At 48.3% G+C, this 22622-nt stretch carries 24 protein-coding genes and 1 tRNA gene; 15 read left to right on the top strand and 10 right to left on the bottom strand.

The genetic code is table 11. The features are described 5' to 3' along the window. The first annotated feature begins 201 nt into the window (after positions 1 to 201). Complete coding sequence (locus LDL70_RS07235) at positions 202 to 639, top strand: PACE efflux transporter (protein ID WP_225688088.1); 438 nt, start codon at positions 202 to 204, stop codon at positions 637 to 639. Between the two features lie 11 nt (positions 640 to 650). Here LDL70_RS07235 and LDL70_RS07230 read toward each other — a convergent pair whose 3' ends face one another. Both LDL70_RS07230 and LDL70_RS07225 read right to left on the bottom strand, forming a co-directional pair. Beyond that, complete coding sequence (locus LDL70_RS07230; protein ID WP_225688086.1) at positions 651 to 1097, bottom strand: pyridoxamine 5'-phosphate oxidase family protein; 447 nt, start codon at positions 1095 to 1097, stop codon at positions 651 to 653. A 65-nt stretch (positions 1098 to 1162) separates the two neighbouring features. After that, positions 1163 to 1555: a GFA family protein gene (locus LDL70_RS07225; protein WP_225688084.1), complete on the bottom strand. Its 393-nt coding sequence runs from the start codon at positions 1553 to 1555 to the stop codon at positions 1163 to 1165. A 357-nt stretch (positions 1556 to 1912) separates the two neighbouring features. On the opposite strand from LDL70_RS07225, the gene LDL70_RS07220 reads away from it, so the two are divergent. Then, positions 1913 to 2971 carry a GNAT family N-acetyltransferase gene (locus LDL70_RS07220; RefSeq protein WP_075655114.1) on the top strand — a complete coding sequence of 353 codons (1059 nt, stop codon included), beginning with the start codon at positions 1913 to 1915 and terminating at the stop codon, positions 2969 to 2971. A 230-nt stretch (positions 2972 to 3201) separates the two neighbouring features. Next, complete coding sequence (locus tag LDL70_RS07215) at positions 3202 to 3924, top strand: hypothetical protein (RefSeq protein ID WP_225688082.1); 723 nt, start codon at positions 3202 to 3204, stop codon at positions 3922 to 3924. Between the two features lie 105 nt (positions 3925 to 4029). On the opposite strand, the gene LDL70_RS07210 is transcribed toward LDL70_RS07215, so the two are convergent. Beyond that, positions 4030 to 4106: transfer RNA gene (locus LDL70_RS07210), tRNA-Arg, on the bottom strand. A 311-nt stretch (positions 4107 to 4417) separates the two neighbouring features. Between LDL70_RS07210 and LDL70_RS07205 the strand changes: the two genes are divergently transcribed. Together LDL70_RS07205 and LDL70_RS07200 are read left to right on the top strand one after the other, a co-directional pair. Then, complete coding sequence (locus tag LDL70_RS07205) at positions 4418 to 5524, top strand: hypothetical protein (protein ID WP_225688080.1); 1107 nt, start codon at positions 4418 to 4420, stop codon at positions 5522 to 5524. A 201-nt stretch (positions 5525 to 5725) separates the two neighbouring features. Continuing rightward, the gene (locus LDL70_RS07200; RefSeq protein WP_225688078.1) at positions 5726 to 6220 is read left to right on the top strand and encodes a hypothetical protein; all 495 of its coding nucleotides are present in this window, start codon (positions 5726 to 5728) and stop codon (positions 6218 to 6220) included. A gap of 20 nt (positions 6221 to 6240) precedes the next feature. On the opposite strand, the gene LDL70_RS07195 is transcribed toward LDL70_RS07200, so the two are convergent. After that, positions 6241 to 6666, bottom strand: coding sequence for a hypothetical protein (locus LDL70_RS07195; protein WP_225688076.1), 426 nt, complete (start codon positions 6664 to 6666; stop codon positions 6241 to 6243). 229 nt (positions 6667 to 6895) lie between these two features. Between LDL70_RS07195 and LDL70_RS07190 the strand changes: the two genes are divergently transcribed. Continuing rightward, entirely contained in the window at positions 6896 to 7456 is a 561-nt protein-coding gene (locus LDL70_RS07190; RefSeq protein WP_225688074.1) for a recombinase family protein, read from the top strand. Between the two features lie 584 nt (positions 7457 to 8040). On the opposite strand, the gene LDL70_RS07185 is transcribed toward LDL70_RS07190, so the two are convergent. Together LDL70_RS07185 and LDL70_RS07180 are read right to left on the bottom strand one after the other, a co-directional pair. Beyond that, complete coding sequence (locus LDL70_RS07185; protein ID WP_225688072.1) at positions 8041 to 9057, bottom strand: hypothetical protein; 1017 nt, start codon at positions 9055 to 9057, stop codon at positions 8041 to 8043. A gap of 543 nt (positions 9058 to 9600) precedes the next feature. Continuing rightward, a complete protein-coding gene (locus tag LDL70_RS07180) occupies positions 9601 to 10587 on the bottom strand; it encodes a site-specific integrase (RefSeq protein ID WP_225688070.1) in 987 nt (328 codons plus the stop codon). A 387-nt stretch (positions 10588 to 10974) separates the two neighbouring features. On the opposite strand from LDL70_RS07180, the gene LDL70_RS07175 reads away from it, so the two are divergent. The 3 genes from LDL70_RS07175 (at position 10975) to LDL70_RS07165 (ending at position 14222) form a co-directional block, all read left to right on the top strand. Continuing rightward, positions 10975 to 11220: a hypothetical protein gene (locus LDL70_RS07175; protein WP_225688068.1), complete on the top strand. Its 246-nt coding sequence runs from the start codon at positions 10975 to 10977 to the stop codon at positions 11218 to 11220. A 182-nt stretch (positions 11221 to 11402) separates the two neighbouring features. Next, the gene (locus LDL70_RS07170) at positions 11403 to 12893 is read left to right on the top strand and encodes an SLC13 family permease (protein WP_225688066.1); all 1491 of its coding nucleotides are present in this window, start codon (positions 11403 to 11405) and stop codon (positions 12891 to 12893) included. A 144-nt stretch (positions 12894 to 13037) separates the two neighbouring features. Then, positions 13038 to 14222 (top strand): glycerate kinase, encoded by a 1185-nt coding sequence (locus LDL70_RS07165; RefSeq protein WP_225688064.1) that lies wholly within the window; start codon positions 13038 to 13040, stop codon positions 14220 to 14222. 58 nt (positions 14223 to 14280) lie between these two features. Here LDL70_RS07165 and LDL70_RS07160 read toward each other — a convergent pair whose 3' ends face one another. Beyond that, the gene (locus LDL70_RS07160) at positions 14281 to 15726 is read right to left on the bottom strand and encodes a S8 family serine peptidase (RefSeq protein ID WP_225688062.1); all 1446 of its coding nucleotides are present in this window, start codon (positions 15724 to 15726) and stop codon (positions 14281 to 14283) included. Between the two features lie 102 nt (positions 15727 to 15828). Between LDL70_RS07160 and LDL70_RS07155 the strand changes: the two genes are divergently transcribed. The 3 genes from LDL70_RS07155 to LDL70_RS07145 all read left to right on the top strand — a co-directional run bounded on the left by LDL70_RS07155 (position 15829) and on the right by LDL70_RS07145 (position 17742). After that, a complete protein-coding gene (locus tag LDL70_RS07155; RefSeq protein ID WP_022711802.1) occupies positions 15829 to 16371 on the top strand; it encodes an RNA polymerase sigma factor in 543 nt (180 codons plus the stop codon). Then, positions 16368 to 17192, top strand: coding sequence for an anti-sigma factor (locus LDL70_RS07150; RefSeq protein ID WP_225688060.1), 825 nt, complete (start codon positions 16368 to 16370; stop codon positions 17190 to 17192). Before LDL70_RS07155 ends, LDL70_RS07150 begins: the two co-directional genes overlap by 4 nt. A gap of 79 nt (positions 17193 to 17271) precedes the next feature. Further along, positions 17272 to 17742 carry a PliI family lysozyme inhibitor of I-type lysozyme gene (locus tag LDL70_RS07145; protein WP_225688058.1) on the top strand — a complete coding sequence of 157 codons (471 nt, stop codon included), beginning with the start codon at positions 17272 to 17274 and terminating at the stop codon, positions 17740 to 17742. 7 nt (positions 17743 to 17749) lie between these two features. On the opposite strand, the gene LDL70_RS07140 is transcribed toward LDL70_RS07145, so the two are convergent. Continuing rightward, positions 17750 to 18682, bottom strand: coding sequence for a LysR substrate-binding domain-containing protein (locus LDL70_RS07140; protein WP_225688447.1), 933 nt, complete (start codon positions 18680 to 18682; stop codon positions 17750 to 17752). Positions 18683 to 18924: 242 nt separating this feature from the next. Between LDL70_RS07140 and LDL70_RS07135 the strand changes: the two genes are divergently transcribed. Beyond that, the gene (locus LDL70_RS07135) at positions 18925 to 19566 is read left to right on the top strand and encodes a hydrolase (RefSeq protein ID WP_116089418.1); all 642 of its coding nucleotides are present in this window, start codon (positions 18925 to 18927) and stop codon (positions 19564 to 19566) included. 105 nt (positions 19567 to 19671) lie between these two features. Next, the gene (locus tag LDL70_RS07130; RefSeq protein WP_225688057.1) at positions 19672 to 19968 is read left to right on the top strand and encodes a putative quinol monooxygenase; all 297 of its coding nucleotides are present in this window, start codon (positions 19672 to 19674) and stop codon (positions 19966 to 19968) included. Between the two features lie 87 nt (positions 19969 to 20055). Here the strand turns inward: LDL70_RS07130 and LDL70_RS07125 are convergent, their stop codons facing one another. Both LDL70_RS07125 and LDL70_RS07120 read right to left on the bottom strand, forming a co-directional pair. Then, positions 20056 to 20817 (bottom strand): SIMPL domain-containing protein, encoded by a 762-nt coding sequence (locus LDL70_RS07125; protein WP_022711796.1) that lies wholly within the window; start codon positions 20815 to 20817, stop codon positions 20056 to 20058. Positions 20818 to 20900: 83 nt separating this feature from the next. Beyond that, on the bottom strand, positions 20901 to 21335 hold the full coding sequence (locus tag LDL70_RS07120) for an NUDIX domain-containing protein (RefSeq protein WP_075655130.1): 435 nt from the start codon (positions 21333 to 21335) through the stop codon (positions 20901 to 20903). A 443-nt stretch (positions 21336 to 21778) separates the two neighbouring features. Here LDL70_RS07120 and LDL70_RS07115 point away from each other — a divergent pair, with 443 nt between their 5' ends. Next, positions 21779 to 22570, top strand: a complete 792-nt coding sequence (locus LDL70_RS07115) for an amino acid ABC transporter substrate-binding protein (protein ID WP_225688055.1) — start codon at positions 21779 to 21781, stop codon at positions 22568 to 22570. Positions 22571 to 22622 lie beyond the last annotated feature (52 nt).

Here is a 22622-nt window from a genome sequence, read left to right as displayed (position 1 = left end):
AATTTCGCAGATGGAAAACCGCGATCTGCTGATTTTTTCCCGTTTTTATGAGTGCCGGGGCGTGCCGGCTCACAAGTCAGATTTTCAGGATGTGTCCCCGTTAAACGGATACATTTAACGCTTTGTGGCATGCGCATCCGAGAATCCAGAACGAGCAGAGTGGGCGCAGTGAATGCGACATATTCTGCTCAGGAGCTGTCTATGTTCGTGCTTAAACCGCTTAAGCGGCGTATTGTCTATGTCGGTACTTTTGAACTTATTGCGATTGCCGCTTCAACTTTGCTGCTAATGTTTTTGAGCGGCGGCAACGCGCAGGGCTCTCTGCCGGTTGCTGTTGCCGTTTCTCTCATCGCTGTGACGTGGAATTACACATTTAATCTCATGTTTGAGAAATGGGAGGCACGCCGTCAGTCAACCGGACGCAGTGTCTGGGTACGTATTGCCCATGCTTTCATATTTGAGTTCGGCCTGTTCGTGATTATCATTCCGATTTATATGGTCTGGTATTCTGTCGGCTTCTGGAAAGCCTTTCAGATGGAAGCTGTGCTCTTGCTGTTCTTCCTGATTTATACGTTTGTTTTTACGTATATTTTTGACATGATCTTTACGCTGCCGCAGGCAATGGTTGCCGCTGAATAATTCAGCCATTCTCAGGGCTGGGCTTGATGACCGGTCGTATCAAGAACTGATATTCTGAAATATAAAGGTTCTAACGGCCGTTCCTCACCCCGCAAAATGGTTTTGACATAAGCGGGTTCCCACCAGTTCGCACCGGCTGCCAGCAGCTCATGTGCGTGATAATACAGGCTGTCTTTGCTCAGGGATTTGGGTATTTCCTCAAAATGACCGGAAATAACCAGACAGCGCCAGTTATTGGAGCCATGAACATCTGAGAAGCTGACGCATACATTGCGGTTGGCTCTCATGAGCTCCATTTTCTTCCCCTCGGAAGTCAGGGAATAGAGATAACCGTTGCTGTGTATGAAACGGAGCGGCACTACATAGGGCTTGTCTTCAACCGAACAGGCCAGATAGCCGATGCCTACATGGCGCAGCATTTCCTCAACTTCCGGACGGGGCATGTCATGGATTAACATCGTGACCTCCGTGAATGTGCGGGTATAATTCAATATAGCACATCCGGAAGTTTACGGCTCAGATTTTATTCTTCCTGACGGCGCGTGGAAGTGCGGTTTCGCTCATATGTCCTCTGTAGCGGGAAGGGCGGAAGCCATGCTTCACGGCGAATAGTCCATAATTCATAGGTTGGTATGAATTGGTTCGGCTCATCAAGTGAGCCCAGATTTATTTCAATTTCGTCATCCGATCGTCCGAAGACCGTAGAGCCGCATTGCGGACAAAAATAACGTTCTGCATAGCTGCGGGTATCACCGCTGATAGTGACAGCCTCCTGCGGGAATATTGCTGATGCATGGAAAAGAGCGCCGTGATGTTTGCGACAATCCAGACAGTGGCAAATACCAACCCGATAGGGCTTTCCTGTAGCGGAAAACCGCAGATTTCCGCAAAGACACCCGCCTGTAAACGTCTCCATGGTTTTTCTCCTTTGAGATAGGCAAGTCATTATTCCGTTTAAGCTCTGTTAAAAGCAAGAACAGCGTTGGCCTGAGCGTTGTGATTGTGGGTTTTTGTCAGGTATTTGTCGAGACTTGAAGGGGTCTCAAAGTGGAGCGCAAATATCTCTTGTGCATCACTTCTGTCAGCCATATCTGATTGTTCTGCAACGTGATTGCAGTATGTTTGAGATAAAAGCGGGGTATCAGGATGACAGTTACTTTTTCGCCGGATGCCGGCGGGCGTAAGCCGGCTGTACACGGAACAAATTTTCAGTTCCGACTGGTATCACTCATGGTGCGAATGCATGGCATCGCATCCATAGGATCGCTTTTATATGCAAAAATTAGAGCAAAAGGCCTATCCGGCCGCTCAGGCCATTCTGGCTGAACTTTCTTCAATTCATGTCACTATCGCTTCCGTTCTGGACGGATCAATCGACGGGGAAGTCTGGGCGGACAGTCCGGTAAACCCTAAGCTTGTCATTGTCATCAATGGAGACGGGTATTTTCTGGCCGGAAATCCGGATATTTCGCAACAAACTGCGAATGATATCAGGGATATCATTCCGGATTGGGCTTATCTGTTTGCCGAGGAATGCTGGTTTCCGCATTTCACCAAAATCTGGGGCAATCAGTTTGTCGTGCCGCATCCCCGTATCCGTATGGGATATGTTGCAGGCAATGCGCTGCCGGAACCCTATCTGCCATCAGCAGAGTTTGAAATCGTTCCGATTAATCAAGAACTCTTTAGCCGTAATCCGGAAAACATTGAGTTGCTGGAGGAGAAGGCGGAAGGATGGGGTTCTGCGGATGCCTTCTTTGAAAATGCAGTCGGCTTCTGTGCTTTACATCAGGGGGCAATGGTCAGCCATTGCCTGACGGATAGTGTTTCTGGCACGCGCTGCGAAATTGGTGTGGACACAGATCCTGCTTTCCGGCGTATGGGGCTGGGACGCGCAGTGTCTTCTGCAACTCTTGCGGAATGCATCCGACGGGGCATTCACGGTATAGAATGGCACAGTCATGCTTCGAACAAAGGATCGCTGGCCATTGGTAAAGCTGTCGGACTGACAGAGCTTGATCACCATATGGCCTATAGTTGCAGCCTTCCTGCTGAAAATATCGGTGATTTGACCTATGAAACCTGTCTGAATCTTGCTTTGCATTTTGAAAAGGCAAGTCAGGAGATCAACTGGTGTCATTTCCACGCTGCCGGCGCGCATGCGCTCTCAGGGGACAGGGAGAATGCGCTTAAGAATATCCGCCTGCTGATCGAGAGTGATTGGGAGGGAGAGGCTGAATGGCTTGAAAGATTCTGGGCACTCCAGTCATTGAGCGGTGATCCGGATTTTCACGCTTTGCTCAGACGCAAACGCGAAACGGAAGCCAGCTAAAACCTGAAACTTTGACGCATCGAAAGATGCGTCAAAGCACCTGATTGGAGCCAACAACGGGCATGGGGGCTGATGAGACAATGCGGAGGATGACTGTATAGCCAGCGGGAGAAATCGTGCCAAATTATGGGCAGATGAAGAAGTAAAAGTCAGTTGCATAGCTTCAGTTGAAGCAAATCTATTGTTGCTGTAAAATGTATATATGAGGATGCATTTTTCGGGGGAAGACGATGCAACAAACTCAGGAACATCAGTACTTCAATATCCGGCCGTCTTTTATTGCACTCATATTGGCGAGTGCAATTGCCATTCTTATATTTTTTCATTCTGTTGTTATGGTGTGCTGGTATACCAAAGCCTGTGGGGTGGCGATGGACCCGATTAACCGCTTTGGCCATATGTTCGACCTCAACCGGGAAATGAACATACCAACCTGGTTTTCCGTGATCCAGCTATTTGTGACAGCTTGTAGCTTGGCGCTGGCCGCATGGGTTCAGCGATTACGATCACGCTCTGCAATCGCATGGTGGGGTTTGGCAGTGATATTCTTTTATATGTCGCTTGATGAGGCAACCGATATGCATGGTTTGTGGCGGATAGATGGTTATGTAGTTCCCGGTACAACACAGGCACTTTTTTCGTGGATCATTCCGGCTGTTTTTGTCGTGCTTATCATTGCTCTGATTTACATCCGGTGGCTGATTACACTGCCACGACGCACAACAATATTGTTCTTTATAGCCGGTGCTGTTTTTGTGACCGGCGCCTTGATTTTCGAAGGGATCGGCGCTGTTCTGGCCGATGAAACCTTTTTCACCCCGTCCTATCTCATTGTTTCGACGATGGAAGAAACATTGGAGCTATTTGGCGTTCTAATCATGTTTTATGCGGTGCTTGATTATCTTCAGGAGCAGGGACTTAAAATTGCACTCGTGCCTGAGTCATCCAGCTGAAAATGCAGAGATTTGATAACGGAAGTCCGTGTGCGAAACGGAGGTGATGTTCATCTATGCAGTAAGCCGGATTAAACAACATTTTATTCATGCGATTGATTTTTATGGCGCACCCGACAGGATTCGAACCTGTGACCTCTGCCTTCGGAGGGCAGCACTCTATCCAGCTGAGCTACGGGTGCGCAGTCGGGAACATGGTCCCTAGGATATCAAAGCTTCTAACTGAAGCCTTGCCCCGCATCAATGGGGCAAGGGATAAATTATTATGGAATATGTGTAAAATCTGCGTTGGCAGAGACCGCAGCTACGAATTCTGCTATGTGCGCTGTGCCGACGTTTTATAAAATAAGATCCGATGTTTGTTTTTAAGGTTAGTAGTATATATTTATAAGTGATTCTTTATTGCAATCAATCTCAACTCAATTTAAGGTTCTGGCGCCGTATATTAGTTAAAGATAACTTAATTGCACATAGAATCTGATGAGAAATTGTAATGACGCAAGATTATATAAACAAAAATAATTCTAAAAATAAAAATCAACTTAGTGAAGAAGAGTTATATTTTAGAAACTTAGATGAAGAATCTTTACAATTACGAAAAAAACTAATTGAAACACAAGATAGATTAGAAATGCAGAGTGCAGAAATGGCGCTTGAACTTTCATCTAGGTCTAAAGGCTATGAAAAGCAGCGCAATGAAATGATGAGGGAAATTTCAGGGCGAGAAAAAGAACTTGAAAAACAACGCAATGAAATGATGCGGGCACTTTCAGAGCGAGAAAAAGGTCTTGAAAAACAGCGTCATGAAATGGCTCTTGAATATTCATCACGTGAAAAAAACTTAGCTCGTAATACTGATGAAATGCGCAGGAGCCTTGCCGAAAGAGAAAAAGAGTTGGAGGCGCGCTATCAAGAAGTTCAGTTGAGAGCGGAAGAAAATGAGCGAATTCATTTTCATAGACAGAGAGAAATAGATTTAGAACACCAAAATAAGTATAACGATATTCGTATTAAACAAGAGGAATTAGATAAAAGTCTAGTTGATTTTGAAACTGAGAAATCTAGATATAATGAAGAAAACAAACTGAGACTACAGATTAATTCTGGTGCGTTTGTCAATGAAACTATATCTAAATTAGAGTCTAAAGAAAAAGAATTTAGACTTGTATCCTATGTTTGGTCTGGAATCGGTGGATTTGTTTTAATTTTAGGAGTTTTATTTATCTCTTATATTACATATAAATCACTAAAGGATATTATAGAGACAATAACTTGGCAGGTTTTGACTTATTATACTGTCAGGGGTGCCGTTGTGGCCGGATTAATTGGCGTTATATCAAGATACTCATTCGTATTATCAAATAATTATATGAAGGAAGGGCTACGGACTGCCGATAGAATTCATGCAATCAAATTTGGTCAATTGTATATTGAGACTTACGGAGCTGCTGCTGCGTGGGATGAAGTTAAAGAAGCCTTTAAGAATTGGAACGCTGATGCTGCTACAAATTGGGAAGACAATACTAAAATAATTAATGCTGGATCTTCAATCGATGATCTATCAAGTTTAATTGATATAATTAAGAAAATGAAACCTTAAATTAAGATTTCTTAGTTTTTATCATTGATAATTTTCGATCAATTTGTGCATCTCAGAATCTGTCGAACCCCATACCCACTTTAATTCGTTCACGAATGTGTGTTGATATCCTACCATAGACTTTATCATGTTAAATAATAACTGATCAAGCGTCAAAAAGTATTCTGATAATTTCATAAACTTTGTTGAACGAGACCTAAAATGGCCAAGCAGCCAAAACGCGATAAAGCTTATTATGAAGAGCGTTTGCTAAAGGATTATCCAGCTCACTATGTTGATTATATCGACGGAAAATACAGAACTATCACGGAAGCAGCGATTGCGTGCGGTTTAAAAACCTCGAGAACACGACTTCTTGAGCTTAAAAATGCATGGCAAAAGGCAAGCGCCAATGAACGTAGAGAGTTCGAGAATTGGCTACATGCTCAATATGGTATAACTACGCCTCATCCCGTCACAACTAGTAGCACCATTCCCCCAATTGCGATTGACCGCAGATTATCGCCATGGGCAAAGTCACGAATACTAGCAATCATTGCAAAACGTCATTTGCGCAAGGGTGATGTCATGCATGAGATGGGCTTTAAAAAACTGAATCCTTCTTTAGGGAGGGCATTAGATCGTGATGACCGTCTACAGCCAGCCGTTTTGATTGCTTTAGAAGCATGGTTGAACGCCAATAAACATATTTGCTGATGGATTAATCTACCAATTTATCACTGTTTTTTACGAACTTCATCCGCGAGAAACTCAAGATCACGATCTACACCTCTGTCAATAACCTGCTTATAGCGCTGTAAAAGAGCATCTGTGCAATCCAAACCACCTAAATGAGCATCAGTCTGATATGCTTGTTCGATGCCTTGGCTTGCGCTGAGGATATCAACATTGGGCAGTCCACTGAGGACTGAGAGCATTCTGGATTTATAATCGACATGCTCCTGTATCGGTTTATCACATGCAATGGATGCTCTTTTCAGCACCGCGTAGTGCTGAGAGGCAAGATAAAATGCCGTATCTAACCCATCTGCAAATGCTGGTGTGCTGCCGAGTAGTGCTGCGAAAGCCAAGGTTGCCTTTGATAAGTATTTTTTATAGGTTAGATGCAAACGACCGTTTGTTTTTTGCTTATTAATACGCATTGGCTCTCCGACAGGTGCACTATAATCACCGCACAAAAGGGAACCCTTCTCCTAGTGCTTGAATAGCTATTTTCTAATGACCGGAAGTCCTTGATTTTTATAGGCAGGCTTAAACGGTCAACAACTAAACCCATGCCGCACGAAAGGGTTCCTTTTCGTCAAGAGGGGAACGGGTAGCTTCATCTCGGAATAGCTGAATATTTATTGCTAGTTATCCGGAATGAGTAAGATGAAGAAAATAGGATATGCCCGTGTTTCGACCAGCGACCAAAACCTTGATCTACAGCTCAGTGCATTGAAGGCCGCAGGGTGCACAAAGGTTTATACCGATCAGGGCGTATCCGGTGCTGAATTTGAACGGGATGGCCTCAGCAAGGCACTTAAGGCGTTACAAACCGGAGATATGCTGGTTGTATGGCGGTTAGATCGTCTTGGACGGTCATTGGTTGATCTGGTTCGGCTGATATCTGAATTGGGTGAGCGCGAGGTGGAGTTTCATTCCTTAAGTGAAGCCATCGATACGTCCTCATCCGGTGGACGGTTGCTGTTTCATCTGCTTGCTGCGATGGCAGAGTTTGAACGGTCATTGATCAGTGAGCGCACCAAAGCCGGAATGGAAGCTGCACGTGCACGAGGGCAAAAGATCGAGCGCAAACCTGCTATGACGGCTACACAGCTCCGGAGTGCACATATTGCTCTTAAGGATGGTTCTGCTTCTGTGGAGGCGCTCGCCAAGCGCTATAATTTGCATCCACGCACGTTAGTTAGAGCACTGAAGGATGTTGCGTAACAGGATACTGTTATTTGACTCGTAGCGGCTTGCTGACTCATTCCTTTGTGCGGCTTGATAGAAGTGCTGTCCGGAAGGCAGCGCGTGCAGGTGACTCTCTATGGCGTTTTCGGTCAATGTGTAGTTTGAGCCAACAATATTAAACGACCAGCGCACCAGCATAATAGAAATGCTTGCTCTATGAGATGTGCTAACTCGCTTGAAGCGCTGGACTGAAACCACTCTATTCATTCCGGGGTGGCTCTCATGGATAGAAAGGATAAGATTGCGACCGAGAGCGCCTTTGGTTGAGTCATAGAGAGTCACCGGCGCGCTTGCTGAGGTCCGCGAGGGTTTTGTTGTCCGGAAGAGTTTATTTGCTGGTAAGCTGTTACGAAGGTTTCTCGTGATCCGGAAAGTTGTTTTAAAATCCGGAATGTTAATTCGTTTGTTTGTAAGGTGGCGAGTACCTATACGTTTTTTAACGCCGGAGTAGTTTTTAGGATCCGGAGATAAAAGAGAGAAAGTGTAACGGTAAGCCTATAGTTTATATATTTAAGAATAAGAAGAGATATAGGCTAACCGTTACACAAACACGCTCCGGCTTATCCTGACACACTTCCGGGAAGTTTCTTCAGTTCTGCTTGTTTAGCTCTGTGTCTCGCGGTTCGGCGGCGCTGCCCTTCTTTTCGCTTTTCGTCCCGGCTATCTTTAAGAGGTGAAAGGCTACCGTAGCGCTTTACCATACGTTCGCCCACAGTCTCGCACATCGAGGTGCAGAGTTCAGCAAAGGGACAGTTAGAGCACTCCGGCGTTGTGTGATCCAAAGCCGAGGGAATACCACAGCAGCTGGGCACTAAACTAATAGACAGCAGTTTTTCAATCGGAGCTGGAGTGGGTTCTGCCCTGCGGATACTAGATCGCAAGCTTTCAATGGTAGTCTTACGCAAATCCTTCGGCACCATGTAAAGTGTTTCAGACAGCGGCAAGTATCGGCGCTCAATACAGTTTTGGATAATCTTACGATCCCACTGTTTGCCGGGACGAGCAATTGCCTCACGGATAAACTCCCGGAAGTCGTCTTGGGATTGCAAACCACGATAGTTTTCGCTTCTATACTGAGGGAGATCAGCTAGCTCCCGGGTGAACTGAGTAAAGTGTTCCTCGGCGTAGCTCTTAAACATTTCAAGCCAGGTTTCGCCTGAATTCTTACTTCCAAACAACTGTCCGGGTCTGGGAGCAGCTCGCCATTTGCGACGACCTGCGAAATGAAAACCAAATTCAATGATTAGACCATAGGGCACCCCCATTTGATCGGCTTTCAGACGTGTATTCCAGAACTCGGTCAATGAGGCACTTGGCTTACCAAAAAGATTTCGCCCCATCCCACGAACCTTCTCAGCAGCTTCGATATCTTGGTGCATTCGGGCAAAGGCTTTTGCTTTTTGACTATAAAGCTCTGCAAAGTGTTGTGTGGCTGCAAGCGGGGACATGAACTGGTATTCGTAAAATTTTTTGCGCGCCACCTCTCTTTCTCTTGCCAGCACATCCGGCATGATCAGCTTGCACGCTTTTGTCGAATCCATAAGGCGTTCGAACTCTTCCAAGTGAAATTTAGACATAACTTCTCCATCACACCAAGCGGTGCGCTAAAACGGGTTAATTGTCAGTTGAGCACTAACGTTTAGCCTATAGCGAAAATGAAAAGGGATGACGGAGGTTTTTGCAATGCTATGATTGAAGCGGTGGCAAGCCAAAATTATTTGACGGCTTCAACAGGACTGAGAAGCTGTTTTCAGCACTCTCAATACGTTTCATCGTCCGGTCATGCATGAGGGCATAGATTAATCTACCCTATGAGCACGAAAATGCTCTGATCGGCGCATTTCTGTAAACTTACGGACAAGATAGCGACAACATTTTTCTTATTCCATATAAGAAGCTCATGAGCTGTAACCGTGCCAGTTTATAAAGCCTCAGCGTGCTCTTGAGCTACTTTTCTGCATCGAAGTTTACATAATGGAAAGATAAGTTGCAGCTCAGGAGCGGTGGTTACGTTTCCGGACTGCTACGGCGCCAGAAACCATCCCCTAAAATAAATCCGGATTTTTCTAGGACTTCGTGAATTCCTATGATCGTTTGAAAATTCATGAGAGTAGATTGATCTACCCTAAACGATCAACCAGATCGACTGCACGCAAATGGCTGTAGCGTTGCAACATGCGCAGTTCCTTGTGTCCGGAAATGGTTGCAGTCTCGATGACATTCAAACCCTTCTCTAAAAGTCGCGAGATTGCCTCGTGACGCAGATCGTGAAACCGGAAGTCGATCATATCGGCGCGATCACGAAGATGCTCCCACGCCTGTCCTACGGCTGATTTTGTTAATGGAAATACACGCTGATCAATGCTGCCTTCTTGAAGCTCTATGAGCGTTCGTAAAGCAAGCTGTGATAGTGGTATGTCACGGCTTTCACCGTTCTTGGTCATATCCAAATGAGCTATCCGGCGATTAAAATCGATGTCCTGCCATTCAAGTGAAAGAATTTCGCCTTGGCGCATAGCTGTTTCAAGTGCGATGATAATGAGTGAGCGCATATAAGGATTGCGAGCAGTATCAGCGGCTTCTAATAGCTTTTGCTCTTCACCTTCCTCTAGTCGTCTCTCACGTCCTCGTGGCGGTGATGGTCGCCTGATCATCCGGCATGGATTTTGCATAAGATGAACACCCCATTCTTTACGACCAATGTCGATGGCGTGCGCTAGCGTGTTCAGCTCTTTAAGTATTGTAGACGTAGCAACAACCTTCAATCTTTTATCGCGATAGAGCGCTATGTCAGTAGGGCTAAGCATGGCAAGCGTGCGATACGCGATTTCATGTTTCATTAGGACGCGAATGCGATAAGTCTCAGTTTGAGCACTGCGTTTTTGCGGCGTAATCTCTGTAAGATAGCGCTCAAGCAATTCCCGGAGTGTCATTTTCTCGGCAAGGCGCGTATCGATGAAGCCACCGCCACGATCCAATTCTGTTTCGAGATTACGCGCCCACTTCTCAGCGTCGGCTTTGGTATCAAAACTCTTGGCTCGCGGTTTGAGGCCCTTACGGCGAACCTGTGCCTGCCAGCGTCCACGTAATTTACGAATTGTAGCCATAGAAACTCCATCCGGTAGTTCTATAGTCTGTAGGATGCCCCTTTATAGGTGCCAAGGATAAAACCGAAGGCTGAGCTTGACGATATCATCCGGCTTTGCATCATGGTCACACGACCGGAAACATAGGTGCCATGGAGAGTGGCGAGGTTGTGCCGATTGACCCGTTTTATGACTGAAAAACACGTCGGAACATCGAGGGAACCAAGGTTTTTAAAATTGCCTCATCCTGATTTTCAGGGCAGCTCTTTCTCGTATATTGGCACTTAACAAGGACAGTAACTGCGCTTGTCTACCTGAGTTGCGGAGATGCGCCTGAATACAATTGTGACGCTATAAAAGCGTGGTCACCTTGTTTAAAGTATTGAAATAATAGAAAGGTTTTAGAGCTTGATCGCGACCCTCGGACTCTTCAGAGGGCAGCACTCTATCCAGCTGAGCTACGGGTGCGCAGTCGCTTTTGATATAAAGCAAAGCCGTTCTAACCCAAGCGATCTTTCGTATCAATGGGGTATGGCCGAATTGATTGCAGATTATGTGCGTAACTTTGCGGTTACTATCATTGATTTACAGCGCACCGCCTTATCCCTGTCGGATCTTTTTCATCGTGCCGCATTTATGCAAGCGGATGTGTGATTGCTTTTTCTCAAAGGGTGGAGATCGGGCAGGCTTTGATATAGTTGGAGCCGATAAGCCGCGCTTATTGCTGTGTTTTTACGGTGCTTGTGATTCTGCACCGGTGCGATTTTGAAATAAAACGGAATAATCTCATGCCTCAGCCGTTAGCCCTGACAAGAAATATATAAGGGCTCAGGCTAATGGCAGAACAATCACTTCATAATATTACAAGACTTACACCGGCTAAACTGGCTGACAATTCATCAAAAGCTGTCGTGCCAGTGACTGCAATGCCGCTGAAACAAGTGAAGCAAATCATTGCGGCACTGATCCTTGGTTTTTCGGCTCTTTTGATTTTTGGAGCAATTGACGGGCTGACCATGCCAATGCGGGTGTCCGTTGCGGTTTTCGTCGTCACGCTTGTTTGCTGGGTGATACTGGATCTGCCGGAAACACCTGTGGCGCTCAGTGGGGCAATAGCACTGGCTGTTACCGGAACCGTAAGTAATGAGGCTGTCTATGCGGCGCTTGGCAAAGACATAATCTGGCTGATGCTGGCGGCCTTCATTCTTGCTGCTGTCTTGCAGGCCTCGGGTCTGATTGAGAAGTTGCTGCTGCGTAATCTGACAAGGCTGAAATCCGTCCGGTCACTATTTTATCTGCTGACATTATTTGTCTTCATGACGGCCTTCATCATTCCTTCCACCTCCGCACGTGCAGCAATTTTGCTGCCTGTCTATATGGCAATTGCCGGTACGGCATTCAGTGCCGGTTTCACCCGCGCTTTGGCCTTGTTGTTCCCCACGATTATTTTGCTGTCTGCCGGTGCGTCACTCACCGGTGCAGGCGCACATCTGGTAGCTGCGGATTTCATCAGCCGAACCGGTGGTCGTGAAATGGATTTTCTCAGCTGGATTGCTTTTGCTGCGCCATTCTCACTGCTTATCAGTCTGATTGCCTGCGAGCTTATTCTGCGCCTGTTTTTGAATGCTGAAGAGCGCAAGCAATCGCTGCTGCAATGGACGGATAAGCAGGACGAAACAACACTGACACGCCAGCAGAAAATGCTGTTGCTGATTACCGGCGCAACAGTGGTGATGTTTGCCACTACGGCATTACACGGCATTGATATGCCATTGATTGCCTTGATTGCCGCATTGCTGGTGACATCTGAAAAGCTCTCACCGGTTTCCTTTAAAAAAGCACTGAAACTGGTGGAGTGGAACCTGCTGCTATTTTTAGCCGGTACTCTGGTAATCGGCGAGGCGCTGCTTACCACCGGTACTGCGGAACTGATCGCACAGCGGATGCTGAATGCTTTTGGTGCCGGACTGGCCGGTTATCCGGCGCTCATTATCGGTTTTGCTGCGATCACGGCGACCTTGGCGCATATTGTCATCAATTCCCGAACTGCCCGCGCTATTGTGCTGATACCTGCGCTTTGTCTGCCGCTGGCCGGTCTCGGAATTGCAGTCACGCCGCTTATTCTGGTGGTTACACTGGCCAGCGGATTTTGCCAGACACTGCTGGTTTCCGCAAAGCCTGTCACATTGTTCGGCACAGCTGATCCGCAACCTTTCAACCAGCGGGACTTGCTGCGGCTGGCACTCTGGTTGATCGTGCCATTCATTGCCTTGTTGATGATATTCGCCTTGCTGATATGGCCGATACAAGGGATGAGCCTGAAATAATTCAAAGAGTTACATAGCCCCGATAAAAATCGGGGCTTTTTTTATGTTTTTTGAAAATAAATAAAATTTTGCGGAATAAACCGCGTCAGCCCCCGTTCTTCCCTTGCAATTCAATTGTCACAATTTGCAAAGGAAACTGTCACAATGTCTATCACTGTTCTGGTTGCCCCATCAGGTTTCAAAGAAAGCCTGTCCGCGGACGAAGCTGCAGATGCGATTGAGAAAGGCATTCGACGGGCTGTGCCGGATGCACATATTATTAAAGCGCCGATGGCAGACGGTGGCGAAGGTTTTACCAAAGCGCTGATTAATGCCACGCAAGGTACATTGCATGAGGTAATGGTAACGGGCCCTGTCGGTCTGCCGGTGAAAGCACATTTCGGATTTCTGGGCACACGCGGTGCCAATGGTGGCGCCAAGCGCACGGCCGTTCTGGAAATGGCCTCGGCCGCAGGGCTGAGCCTCGTGCCCCGTGACCAGCGCAACCCGTGCCTGACCACCAGTTATGGTGTCGGTGAACTGGTCAAAGCTGCACTGGATGCCGGTGCCGAGCGCATTCTGCTGGGCTGCGGTGACAGCGGTATTAATGACGGCGGCGCAGGTATGGCGCAGGCGCTCGGTATTAAACTGCTCGACAGTGCAGGGCTCGTGCTGGATGCCGGTGGCGCTGCTCTTGGCAAACTTGCCGCAATTGATATCAGCAATCGCGATCCGCGTCTTGAAACTGTGCAGATTGATGCGGCTGTGAACTGGCATAATATGTTGCTGGGAGAGCGTGGCGTGGCTCGTGTTTTTGGCCCGCAGAAAGGCGCTACGCCGGAGCAGGTGGAAATACTGGCCCATGCTATGGAAAATTATGCGCATCACATCGGTCTGGCGACCGGTATAGATGTTGGCGCGGCGCAAGGGGCAGGGGCTTCCGGCGGCTTGGGTGCTGCGGTGCTGGGTCTGCTCTGCGGCAAGCTGCATCCGCGCTATGAGATCGTTATGCAATATCTCGATCTTGATCGTTATCTGACGGATGCTGATCTGGTGATTACAGCTGAAGGCAGTCTGGACGGGCAGACACCATTCGGCAAAGTCCCTGCAGAGGTGGCCTTACGCGCCAAAAAACGCGGTACTCCGGTGATCGCGCTGGCGGGTACAATCGGGAAGGGCGTACGCCTCAATCTCGATCACGGTATTGATGCTTTCGCATCTATCCTGAGCCGCCCCTGCTCACTGGAGGATGCGATTGATGCCGCCCCTAAATTATTGGCACATGCCTCGGAAGATGCCGTACGTATGGTGATGATCGGTATGATGATGAACCATCGGATGGCCGCCTGAACAAAACAAGCGCCTTAATTATAAGCCCTGCAATATCCATTGCAGGGCTTAATTTTTATTAGCTGGTGCAAAGAGCCTGCGCATTAATCAGCCCCCAGCCGAAGACAGGGTCATGACCGGGTTTTCCCATATCTTTGGCCTGACGGCTCAGTTCTTCCGCAATTTGCCGGTTATCCAGATCGGGCTTTTCAGCTTTCAGCCTTGCTGCTGCGGCAGTGACAAATGGTGCTGCAAAAGATGTGCCGGTCTTTTGCCGTGCGCCGGATATGGAGGCTGCCGTCCAGACACCCACACCCGGTGCAGCCAGATCAATATGCTCGCCGCGCACAGCGCGCCTGTAAGGATTGCCGTTGCGGTCAACCGCGGTTACCGCAATCACATTCTGATAGGCGGCAGGATAAACCGGTTTGGCATGAGGGCCTTCATTGCCCGCAGCTGCAACCAGTGTTATTTTACGTTGTGCCGCCGCCTCTACGGCCTTTTGCAGCAATAAATTATCCGGTCCTGAAAGGCTCATATTGATGAGTGGCACCTGTTTTTCCGCCAGAAGATCAATTGCGCGGATCAGGTCATAGGTTGTGGCACGGTTATTATCGCCTTTGGTGCCGTGAAACACATCCACTGCAATTAGTTCTGCCTGCGGAAGCAAGCCCGGTGCACGGCTGTTTTCAGTGCCGACAAGCAGAGCCGCAACGGCTGTACCATGCTGCGTGCCTGATTGCGGTAGCTCATCATCACTGAGGCGGATGATTTCCAGACGCGCCTGTTTGAGCGATTCATGATCCGGATTAACTGCCGTATCAATCAGGCCGATCTTTGGCAGTGTGGTGCAGGTTGCGGCACCGGCTTTCGGCTCATTCCAGCCGATCAGATCACGCATCAGCGTGCAGTCTGTGCCGTTGCAGGCTGCGGGAGCCGGTTTTGCTTCCGTTTTCGAGGCGGTTGTCTGTTCCGGTTGGTAATAATGGTTGAAATCAACCACCGCATCCGGCACGAGCGCGGATACCCGCTGGCGTGCAGTTTGCAATGACATTTTTGTCGGTATTTGCAGGCGCGTGAGCTGTGCTCCTGTCAGGCGCATTTCCACTCTGTCAGCCACAGAGAAACCCTGTTGCTGTAATTGTGCAATATTCTCATCGCTGAGACCGAGTGCCACAAGTCTGCGGGGCTCGTAAACAGGTGCTGCCTGTTGACGTTTCTTTACCGTGCTGCGGGTTCTGGGCGCCTGTATCTGGCGGCGGTTGTCCAGATAGTCCATCAGCGTCTGCGGCCCGCGAAAGCGTTTGCCGCCGTCACTGCCGGAGCGCCCGCTATTACCGGATCCTCCGTCATCATCACTGCTGCCACCATCACCGTCATCATCATCTGCATAAGCGGCACTGACGACAGAGAACTCAGCGGAAAGCATCAGCGACGGAGCGGTTGTTACAATACCCGTCGCAACAAATAAAAGACTGGCAGAGCGGAGAAGCCTGCCGGTATGCCTGTATAGACAATTTAACATTGATCTGTTCCAGTTTTCTGTTGATGGGCTTTATCGTAAGATTGCCCAAATGCAGAACGTATGGCTCGGTGTTTTATTCGATTTTTCGGACAGAATCCTCTTATGACAGATGACGGACTAAGTTTTTCACAGCGTTTAATAGGTTTTTTACCGAATTTACGCCGTTTTGCTATCGCTTTGTGCCGCTCCCGCGAGTTAGCGGACGATCTGGTGCAGGCCGCCTGTGAAAAAGCACTGGCCGCAGAACACAGTTTTCAGCCCGGCACACGCTTTGATGCATGGATGTTCCGCATCCTGCGCAATATCTGGATTGATACATTACGCAGGCAGAAAACTGCCGGTATCAGCGATGATATTGCCAATCATGAAGATATCAGTACACCATCAGGTGAAGATGCGGCTATTGCCCGTATGACCCTGCAAAATGTGTCGGAAGCAATCGGGCATTTGCCTGACGAGCAGCGCGAGGTGCTGCTTATGGTCTGTGTGGAAGAGCTTTCATACAAGGAGACTGCGGAGCTGCTTGAGATACCGATAGGTACTGTGATGAGCAGGCTGGCGAGAGCGCGGAAAAATCTTGCTGAACGAACGGGAATAGACAAGGATCCCATGCGTTTATCCCCTGTGAAAGGCGGTAATCAATGACACAATCCCAACCGCATAAAGATTTCAGCGATGAAGAGCTGATGGCCTTTGCCGATGGCGAGCTGGATGAAGAGACAACGGCGCGTATTGAAGCCGCTATGGAGCATGACGATGCGCTGATCGCGCGCGTGGCGCTGTTTATGGAAACCCGCGCGGCTGCACAGGACGCTTTGCGGCCGATGCTGGATGAGCCTGTGCCGGAGGCATTAATGGCTGCTGTGCAGGGCATGGTTGCACGCCATGAGCAGGAAAAACAGCAGAAAACTGCTGAAGTGGCAGAGCCGGTTTCAGCGGATGCAGAGCACGAGAATGTCATTGTTCCGTTTCGTGCAAAGCCGCGCAAACCGCTTTTTGCAGCCAACTGGTCGGCAGCCGCTGCAGCTGTTTTGCTGGCTGCGGTTACCGGTTTCAGCGGTTATTTCATGGGGCAAAGCGGCCTGCAAAATGCGCAGCCTGAAGGCGCAGGTCTTGCTTCGCTCACAGCATCTGCCGTGCAGGCGCAATTGCATAAAGTGGCTTCCGGCGAGACTGTCAATCTGGCTGAGCAGAATGCCTCAATGCAGGTGATTGCCAGCTTCCGTGACGGGGAAAATCATCTCTGCCGTGAGTTTCGTCTGAACAGCGCGGGGCAGTCCGGCTATGTGGCTGTGTCTTGTCTTGAACAGGAAGATTGGAAATTGCGTTTTGCTCTGGCTTCACAGCAGGATACGCAAAATTATATCCCTGCCTCAGCACAGGAAACTGTCGATATTTATTTGCAGTCCATTCAGGCCGGTGCGCCGCTGTCAGCGGAAGAGGAAAGGGCGGCACTCAAGCAGTGATGCATCACAGGAAAGTCTTATTGTGCGGGCATCTTTGGGAAATTGTTTAAAGATTTTTCAAAGATGTCAGGAAAAAACAATGCAATATTCAAAGCAGATTTTAGCCGCAGCTCTGGTCTCAACACTGCTGGTTGCGCCTGCATCCGCCAGAAATGCGGTGATGATGCCACTGCCGGATAAACGGATTGCAGTGATTTCAGAAGGTGATCTGGAACCTGCATCTATCGGCAGTTACACGGTTGCGCTCTATAAAGATGACGGGCTGATTGACTATCTTGGCGGCGGAATTTTTGCACGCGACGGCTCTGTTTTTGGTGACAAGGGCGAGCCGCGTGTCAGTTTTGCGGATATTACCGGCGACGGTAATCCCGAGATGATTATCGCCAAACTAACCGCAGGTTCCGGCAATTATCTGGATGTGGATGTGCTGAAACTCGGTGATAGCACGGTTGAGCGGGTGCTGAATTTTGCAAGTGACACCAAGAAAGACCTGCTGATTGAAGCCAAACGTGCCTATAGCCAACAGCAACAGAACCTGAAGAAACCATAAACGGTTTTTATTGCCGGCTCAGGCTCAGTGACTCTGACAGATAACCAACAAGAGCACGGATATTGGGTGCCTGCGCTTTGGTTGAGGGATATACAGCATGAATTACCGGCTCATTAAGTCGGTAATCGGGAAACAACTGTATCAGCTGTCCTGTTTTTATATCCCCGCTAACAATCCAGAGCGGTAATTGTGCGATACCCAGACCGCGTATCACTGCATTGCGCAATGTTTCATGGCTGTCTGTTATCAGTCGCGGCACATGTCTGATGCGCTGCGCACGACCGCGTTCATCACGGAATGACCATTCATAGTGAGGACGGCCGGCGCTGACAGCACGTTCAATTTTGGGAAAGCCAAAAGCAAGGGTCGGAAATCCTGCGAGATCTTTCGGTTCTGCCGGCGGAGACGCATTGCTGAATAAATCCTTGCCGGCGACGAGATATTGCGGATTTGCACCAATCACACGGGTCACAAGCGCATTATTCTCCTGATATCCGTTATTGTCCTCGCGAATAACGAGATCATATCCTTCGCCGATCACATCTACATTTCTGTTCATGCATTTGAGATGCACATCAACCTTGGGAAAGTGCTGCATGAATTCTGTAATCAAATCGCTGATTTTATAATTGAGCGGCCCGACGGGGCAGACAATGCGGATGGTGCCGTTTGGCTCCTCGTAATTGCGGTCGATGATCCGCTGTGCAGCCTCAATATTTTCGAGCACAACAAGACATTGGCGGTAATATTCAGCCCCGACCTCAGTGAGTGCAAAACGGCGGCTTGACCGGTAGATCAGCGTTGCCTGCAAAAACTCTTCCAGATTGGTGATGTGCCTGCTTAAGGTCGATTTTTGCACGCCCGTTATCCGTGCCGCAGCAGCATAGCCGCCGTGCGTGACCACTTGGACAAAATAGAACAAGTCGTTCAGGTTCTGCATCGTTGCAAATATAGAATGCTGCGTTTCAGTATTCAAATCTTTTCTAATAAAGGCGCCGATGTTACTATTTCACCGCGTTGTTGTTTTTTCAAAAAACAACGGTCGGTAAATTTCGTCACCCGCAAGTAACTATCATCTTATCTGCTTGAAATTAAATCAGAATTGCGTTTCGGCTGAGGTTTTGATGCTTTCGGTTCGGAACGTTGTGGAATTGTTTTCCCTGTGTTCGAGGAGACTATGCAATGACAAGCGAACCCATTCGTGATCCTGTAAAAGACCGGCTGCTCAGCCCTAAAAACTCAGCCTTTATCATTATTGATTACCAGCCTGTGCAGGTGAACTCCATTGCCTCCATGGACAGACAATTGCTTATCAATCATATCGTTGGCGCATCCAGAGCTGCACGCGTTTATGATTTGCCGATTATTCACTCAACCGTGAATGTAAAAACCGGTCTCAATAAGCCTCCTATTCCGCAAGTCCGCAAAGCCCTTGAAGGGATTCCGACGATTGACCGCACCACAATCAATTCATGGGAGGATGTTGAATTCCGTAAAGCCGTAGAGCAGGCCGGACGCAAAAAACTGATTATGACAGCGCTCTGGACTGAGGCCTGTCTGACATTTCCGGCGATTGATGCGCTAGCTGAAGGCTATGAAGTCTATGTCGTGGCTGATGCTGTGGGCGGTACTTCGGTACAGGCGCATGAAGCTGCATTGCGGCGCATTGAACAGGCGGGCGGCAAGATGATCAGCGTGGTTCAGCTGTTCTGCGAATTGCAGCGTGACTGGCAGCGCAAGGAAACAGTTCCGCAATTTATGGATCTGTTCATCCAGACCGGCGGTACCGCCGGTATTCAGTTCTCCTACGACAAAGCCGAGTAAGCTTTGCTTCCAATGCGGGCAGAACATTTCCGGTTTATTCTGAACCATTGGAAATGCTCTGTCCGGATTGAACAGGCAAGGATTTCAAATGAGAGGAGCATGTTTATGGGCGATCTCTTCGTTGTTGTCAGCCTGCGCGCCAAGGCGGGTAAAGAAGGAACATTACGGCGCGATCTTAAGGCGATTGTCGATCAGTCACGCAAAGAAGAGGGGAATATCAGCTATGATCTATTCATTGATCGTACCGACCCGTCCCGCTTTGTTTTCATAGAGCACTGGGCGTCTCAGGAACATCAGCACAAACATCATAATGAAGGGCCGCATATTCAGTTTTTCCATGAAAACGGGGCGCAAAATGTCGAAAATACAGAATTCGCCTATTTCCTTGACCGCTTGGAATGACACGGCGCGATTTTCCCGTACAAGCCCGCGCATAATAAAAAACCCTGCCGCAAGGGCAGGGTTCTGATTATTATATGGCCGGTTCGCTTATTGTGTGATTTCGAACTTTACGGTCACATTCACATTGTAGCTGTTTTCACCGGCTGAAACCGGTACTGAATCAGCCATTGCTTCCTGAGCCATTGCGACCATTTTGGTGCGTGCCATCGGCATCGGGCGCGGATTATTGCCATATTCGGTGATTTCAAGCACGCGACCGAGTTTTGCACCGGCAGTTTCGGTCAGAACTTTTGCCTTTTCCATGGCATTTTCCATGGCTTTTTTACGGGCATCCATCAGCACTTTTGACGGATCATCATTGACGAAACGCAGGCCGCCGCTCTGGTTGACGCCGAGATCAATGGATTTATCTAGCAGATCGCCGACTTTATCGAGATCACGCACACGCACGGTCAGACCGTTGGTTACGTTATAGCCGATGATTTTTGGTGCTTTCAGGCCGTTTTTATCGCTCGGATAAGTGTAGGTCGGCTGAATATTGACACCGGAGGTTTGCAGATCACGGTCTTCAATACCGGCTTCTTTCATCGCAGCCAGTACCTGAGACATTGCCTTATTGTTGTCGGTCATCGCTTCACGGGCGGTTTTAGCTTCCCGCAAGACGGTCAGGTCGAGAATAGCCATATCCGGAGCGGCCTGAGCTTCACCTTCACCGGTGATGACAATGAATGCCTGCTGTTTTTCTGACACATTTTTCTCCTGTGCAAAGGCCGGTTGCGAAAGCGCACTGGCAAAAGAAACCGCAAGAAATGCTGAAGCGAAAAGGGCGGCTGTTTTACGGTGTGTCATAGTTTCTCCTGATAATGAAATCGGTTTAACTGCTATATTTCAATGAATTACGGATGTTTTTAGGCTAAAAGCAGGCAATCTGATTATAGTTTTGCGACAGGCATAAATTCCTTGCATAGCGGCAGCAAATAATTCTCCGTCAAAGGTGCCAGCGGCAGTTCCACTTTTTGCAGCGGATCAACCCAGACAATTTCTTCAATTTCTGCGGCCTTGGCGACCGGCTGGGTGAGGGCAATGCGAAAGACCTCAGCCTCAACCGTATAGCCCGGTTCATTTGCAGCCGGTGCCGAGAAGGCCCCGAGATAATGCGCCTGATCCTGATTGACCGTCAGTCCCAGTTCTTCACTAAGCTCACGCTGCAATGCTGCGACCGGCGTTTCTCCGTTTTCAATCTTACCGCCTGCCTGCATGAATGCGGTTGTACCCGCTTTGCGTACCAGCAAAATCCGGTTGTCCGGTGCCATCAGAATTGCAGCTGCAATGCGGATACGGTTTGTCGGGGTAGTTTCTGCGGACATGAGAAAAATTCCTGAGGGCAGTGTTAAAAGGAACTTCAGACAAGCGACAGCTTCTTATAGCGACGCAAATATGAAGCCTGGATGAATGATTTTCTGCAATATAGTCTGATTTGAGCAAAAATCTTCGTCTATCAGGCAACAAAACAGCGGTTCATGCATTATTCAGAAAATCAGTGGGCAGAATAAGCGTTTCTGTAGAATGTGTTTTTTCATTCTGTCAGCCTGAAGATTTTGATTGGTATAAAATTCTACAATAGGACAAAATTAGGAATTTATTTTTGCATAATAAATTGCAGGACGTGGAATTATATCTGTGATGGTTTGAGTGGCCGTGACATCTTATTCGCAACACGGACTGCACCACAGCAGCTCCGCCCGGAAAGCTTTTATAAGATGAGAATAACCTTTTCAGTGAAAAGGTTGCGTTTAAAAGGACAAGGTATATGAGCTGGTTTAAGTCTATTCTTGCAGTTGGTGTGTTGCAGTCAGCTGTTCTGGCTTCGGGCGTTATGACCAGCCAGTCTTTCGCTGATGCTGCTCTGGATCGCATCAAAGCGGAAGGCGTTCTCAAGATCGGTACAGAGGGCACTTACGCGCCGTTTACCTATCATGATAAAGACGGCAAGCTGGTCGGTTTTGACGTGGAAATCGGTCAGGAAATTGCCAAGCGTCTCGGCGTTGAAGCCAAATTCCTTGAAGGCAAATGGGACGGCCTGATCGCCGGTCTCGATGCAAACCGTTATGATGCGGTTATCAATCAGGTCGGCATTACGCCGGAGCGCCAGAAGAAATATAATTTCTCCGAGCCTTATATTGCTTCAAAAGCTGTGCTGATTGTGAAAACCGGCAATACGGATATCAAGAAATTTGAAGACCTGAAGGGCCGCAAAGCCGCACAATCGTTGAGCAGCAACTATGGTAAAATTGCCCGTGAATATGGTGCGGAAATTGTTGCCAATGACGGTTTTGACCAGTCGGTTCAGCTGGTGCTGAGCGGCCGTGCGGAAGCAACCGTGAATGCCAGCCTGTCCTTCCTCGACTTCAAAAAACAGAAACCTGATGTGCCGCTGGAAGTTGCTGCCGAGCTTGAAAATGCTGATCGTTCCGGCGTGTTGCTGCGCAAAGGCGAGGAAGATCTGCTTGCCGAAGTCAACAAAGCGCTTGAGCAGATCAAAACCGATGGCACTTATGCCAAAATCTCCGAAAAATATTTCGGCGCAGACGTCTCTAAATAAGTTATCCTCCCGGAACTTTGATACCGGCGATATATTATCGCCGGTTTTCCGT

Origin of the sequence: Pseudochrobactrum sp. XF203 (assembly GCF_020341615.1) — a bacterium.
GTDB lineage: Bacteria > Pseudomonadota > Alphaproteobacteria > Rhizobiales > Rhizobiaceae > Pseudochrobactrum > Pseudochrobactrum saccharolyticum.
This window is presented reverse-complemented; position numbering and strand designations above follow the sequence as displayed.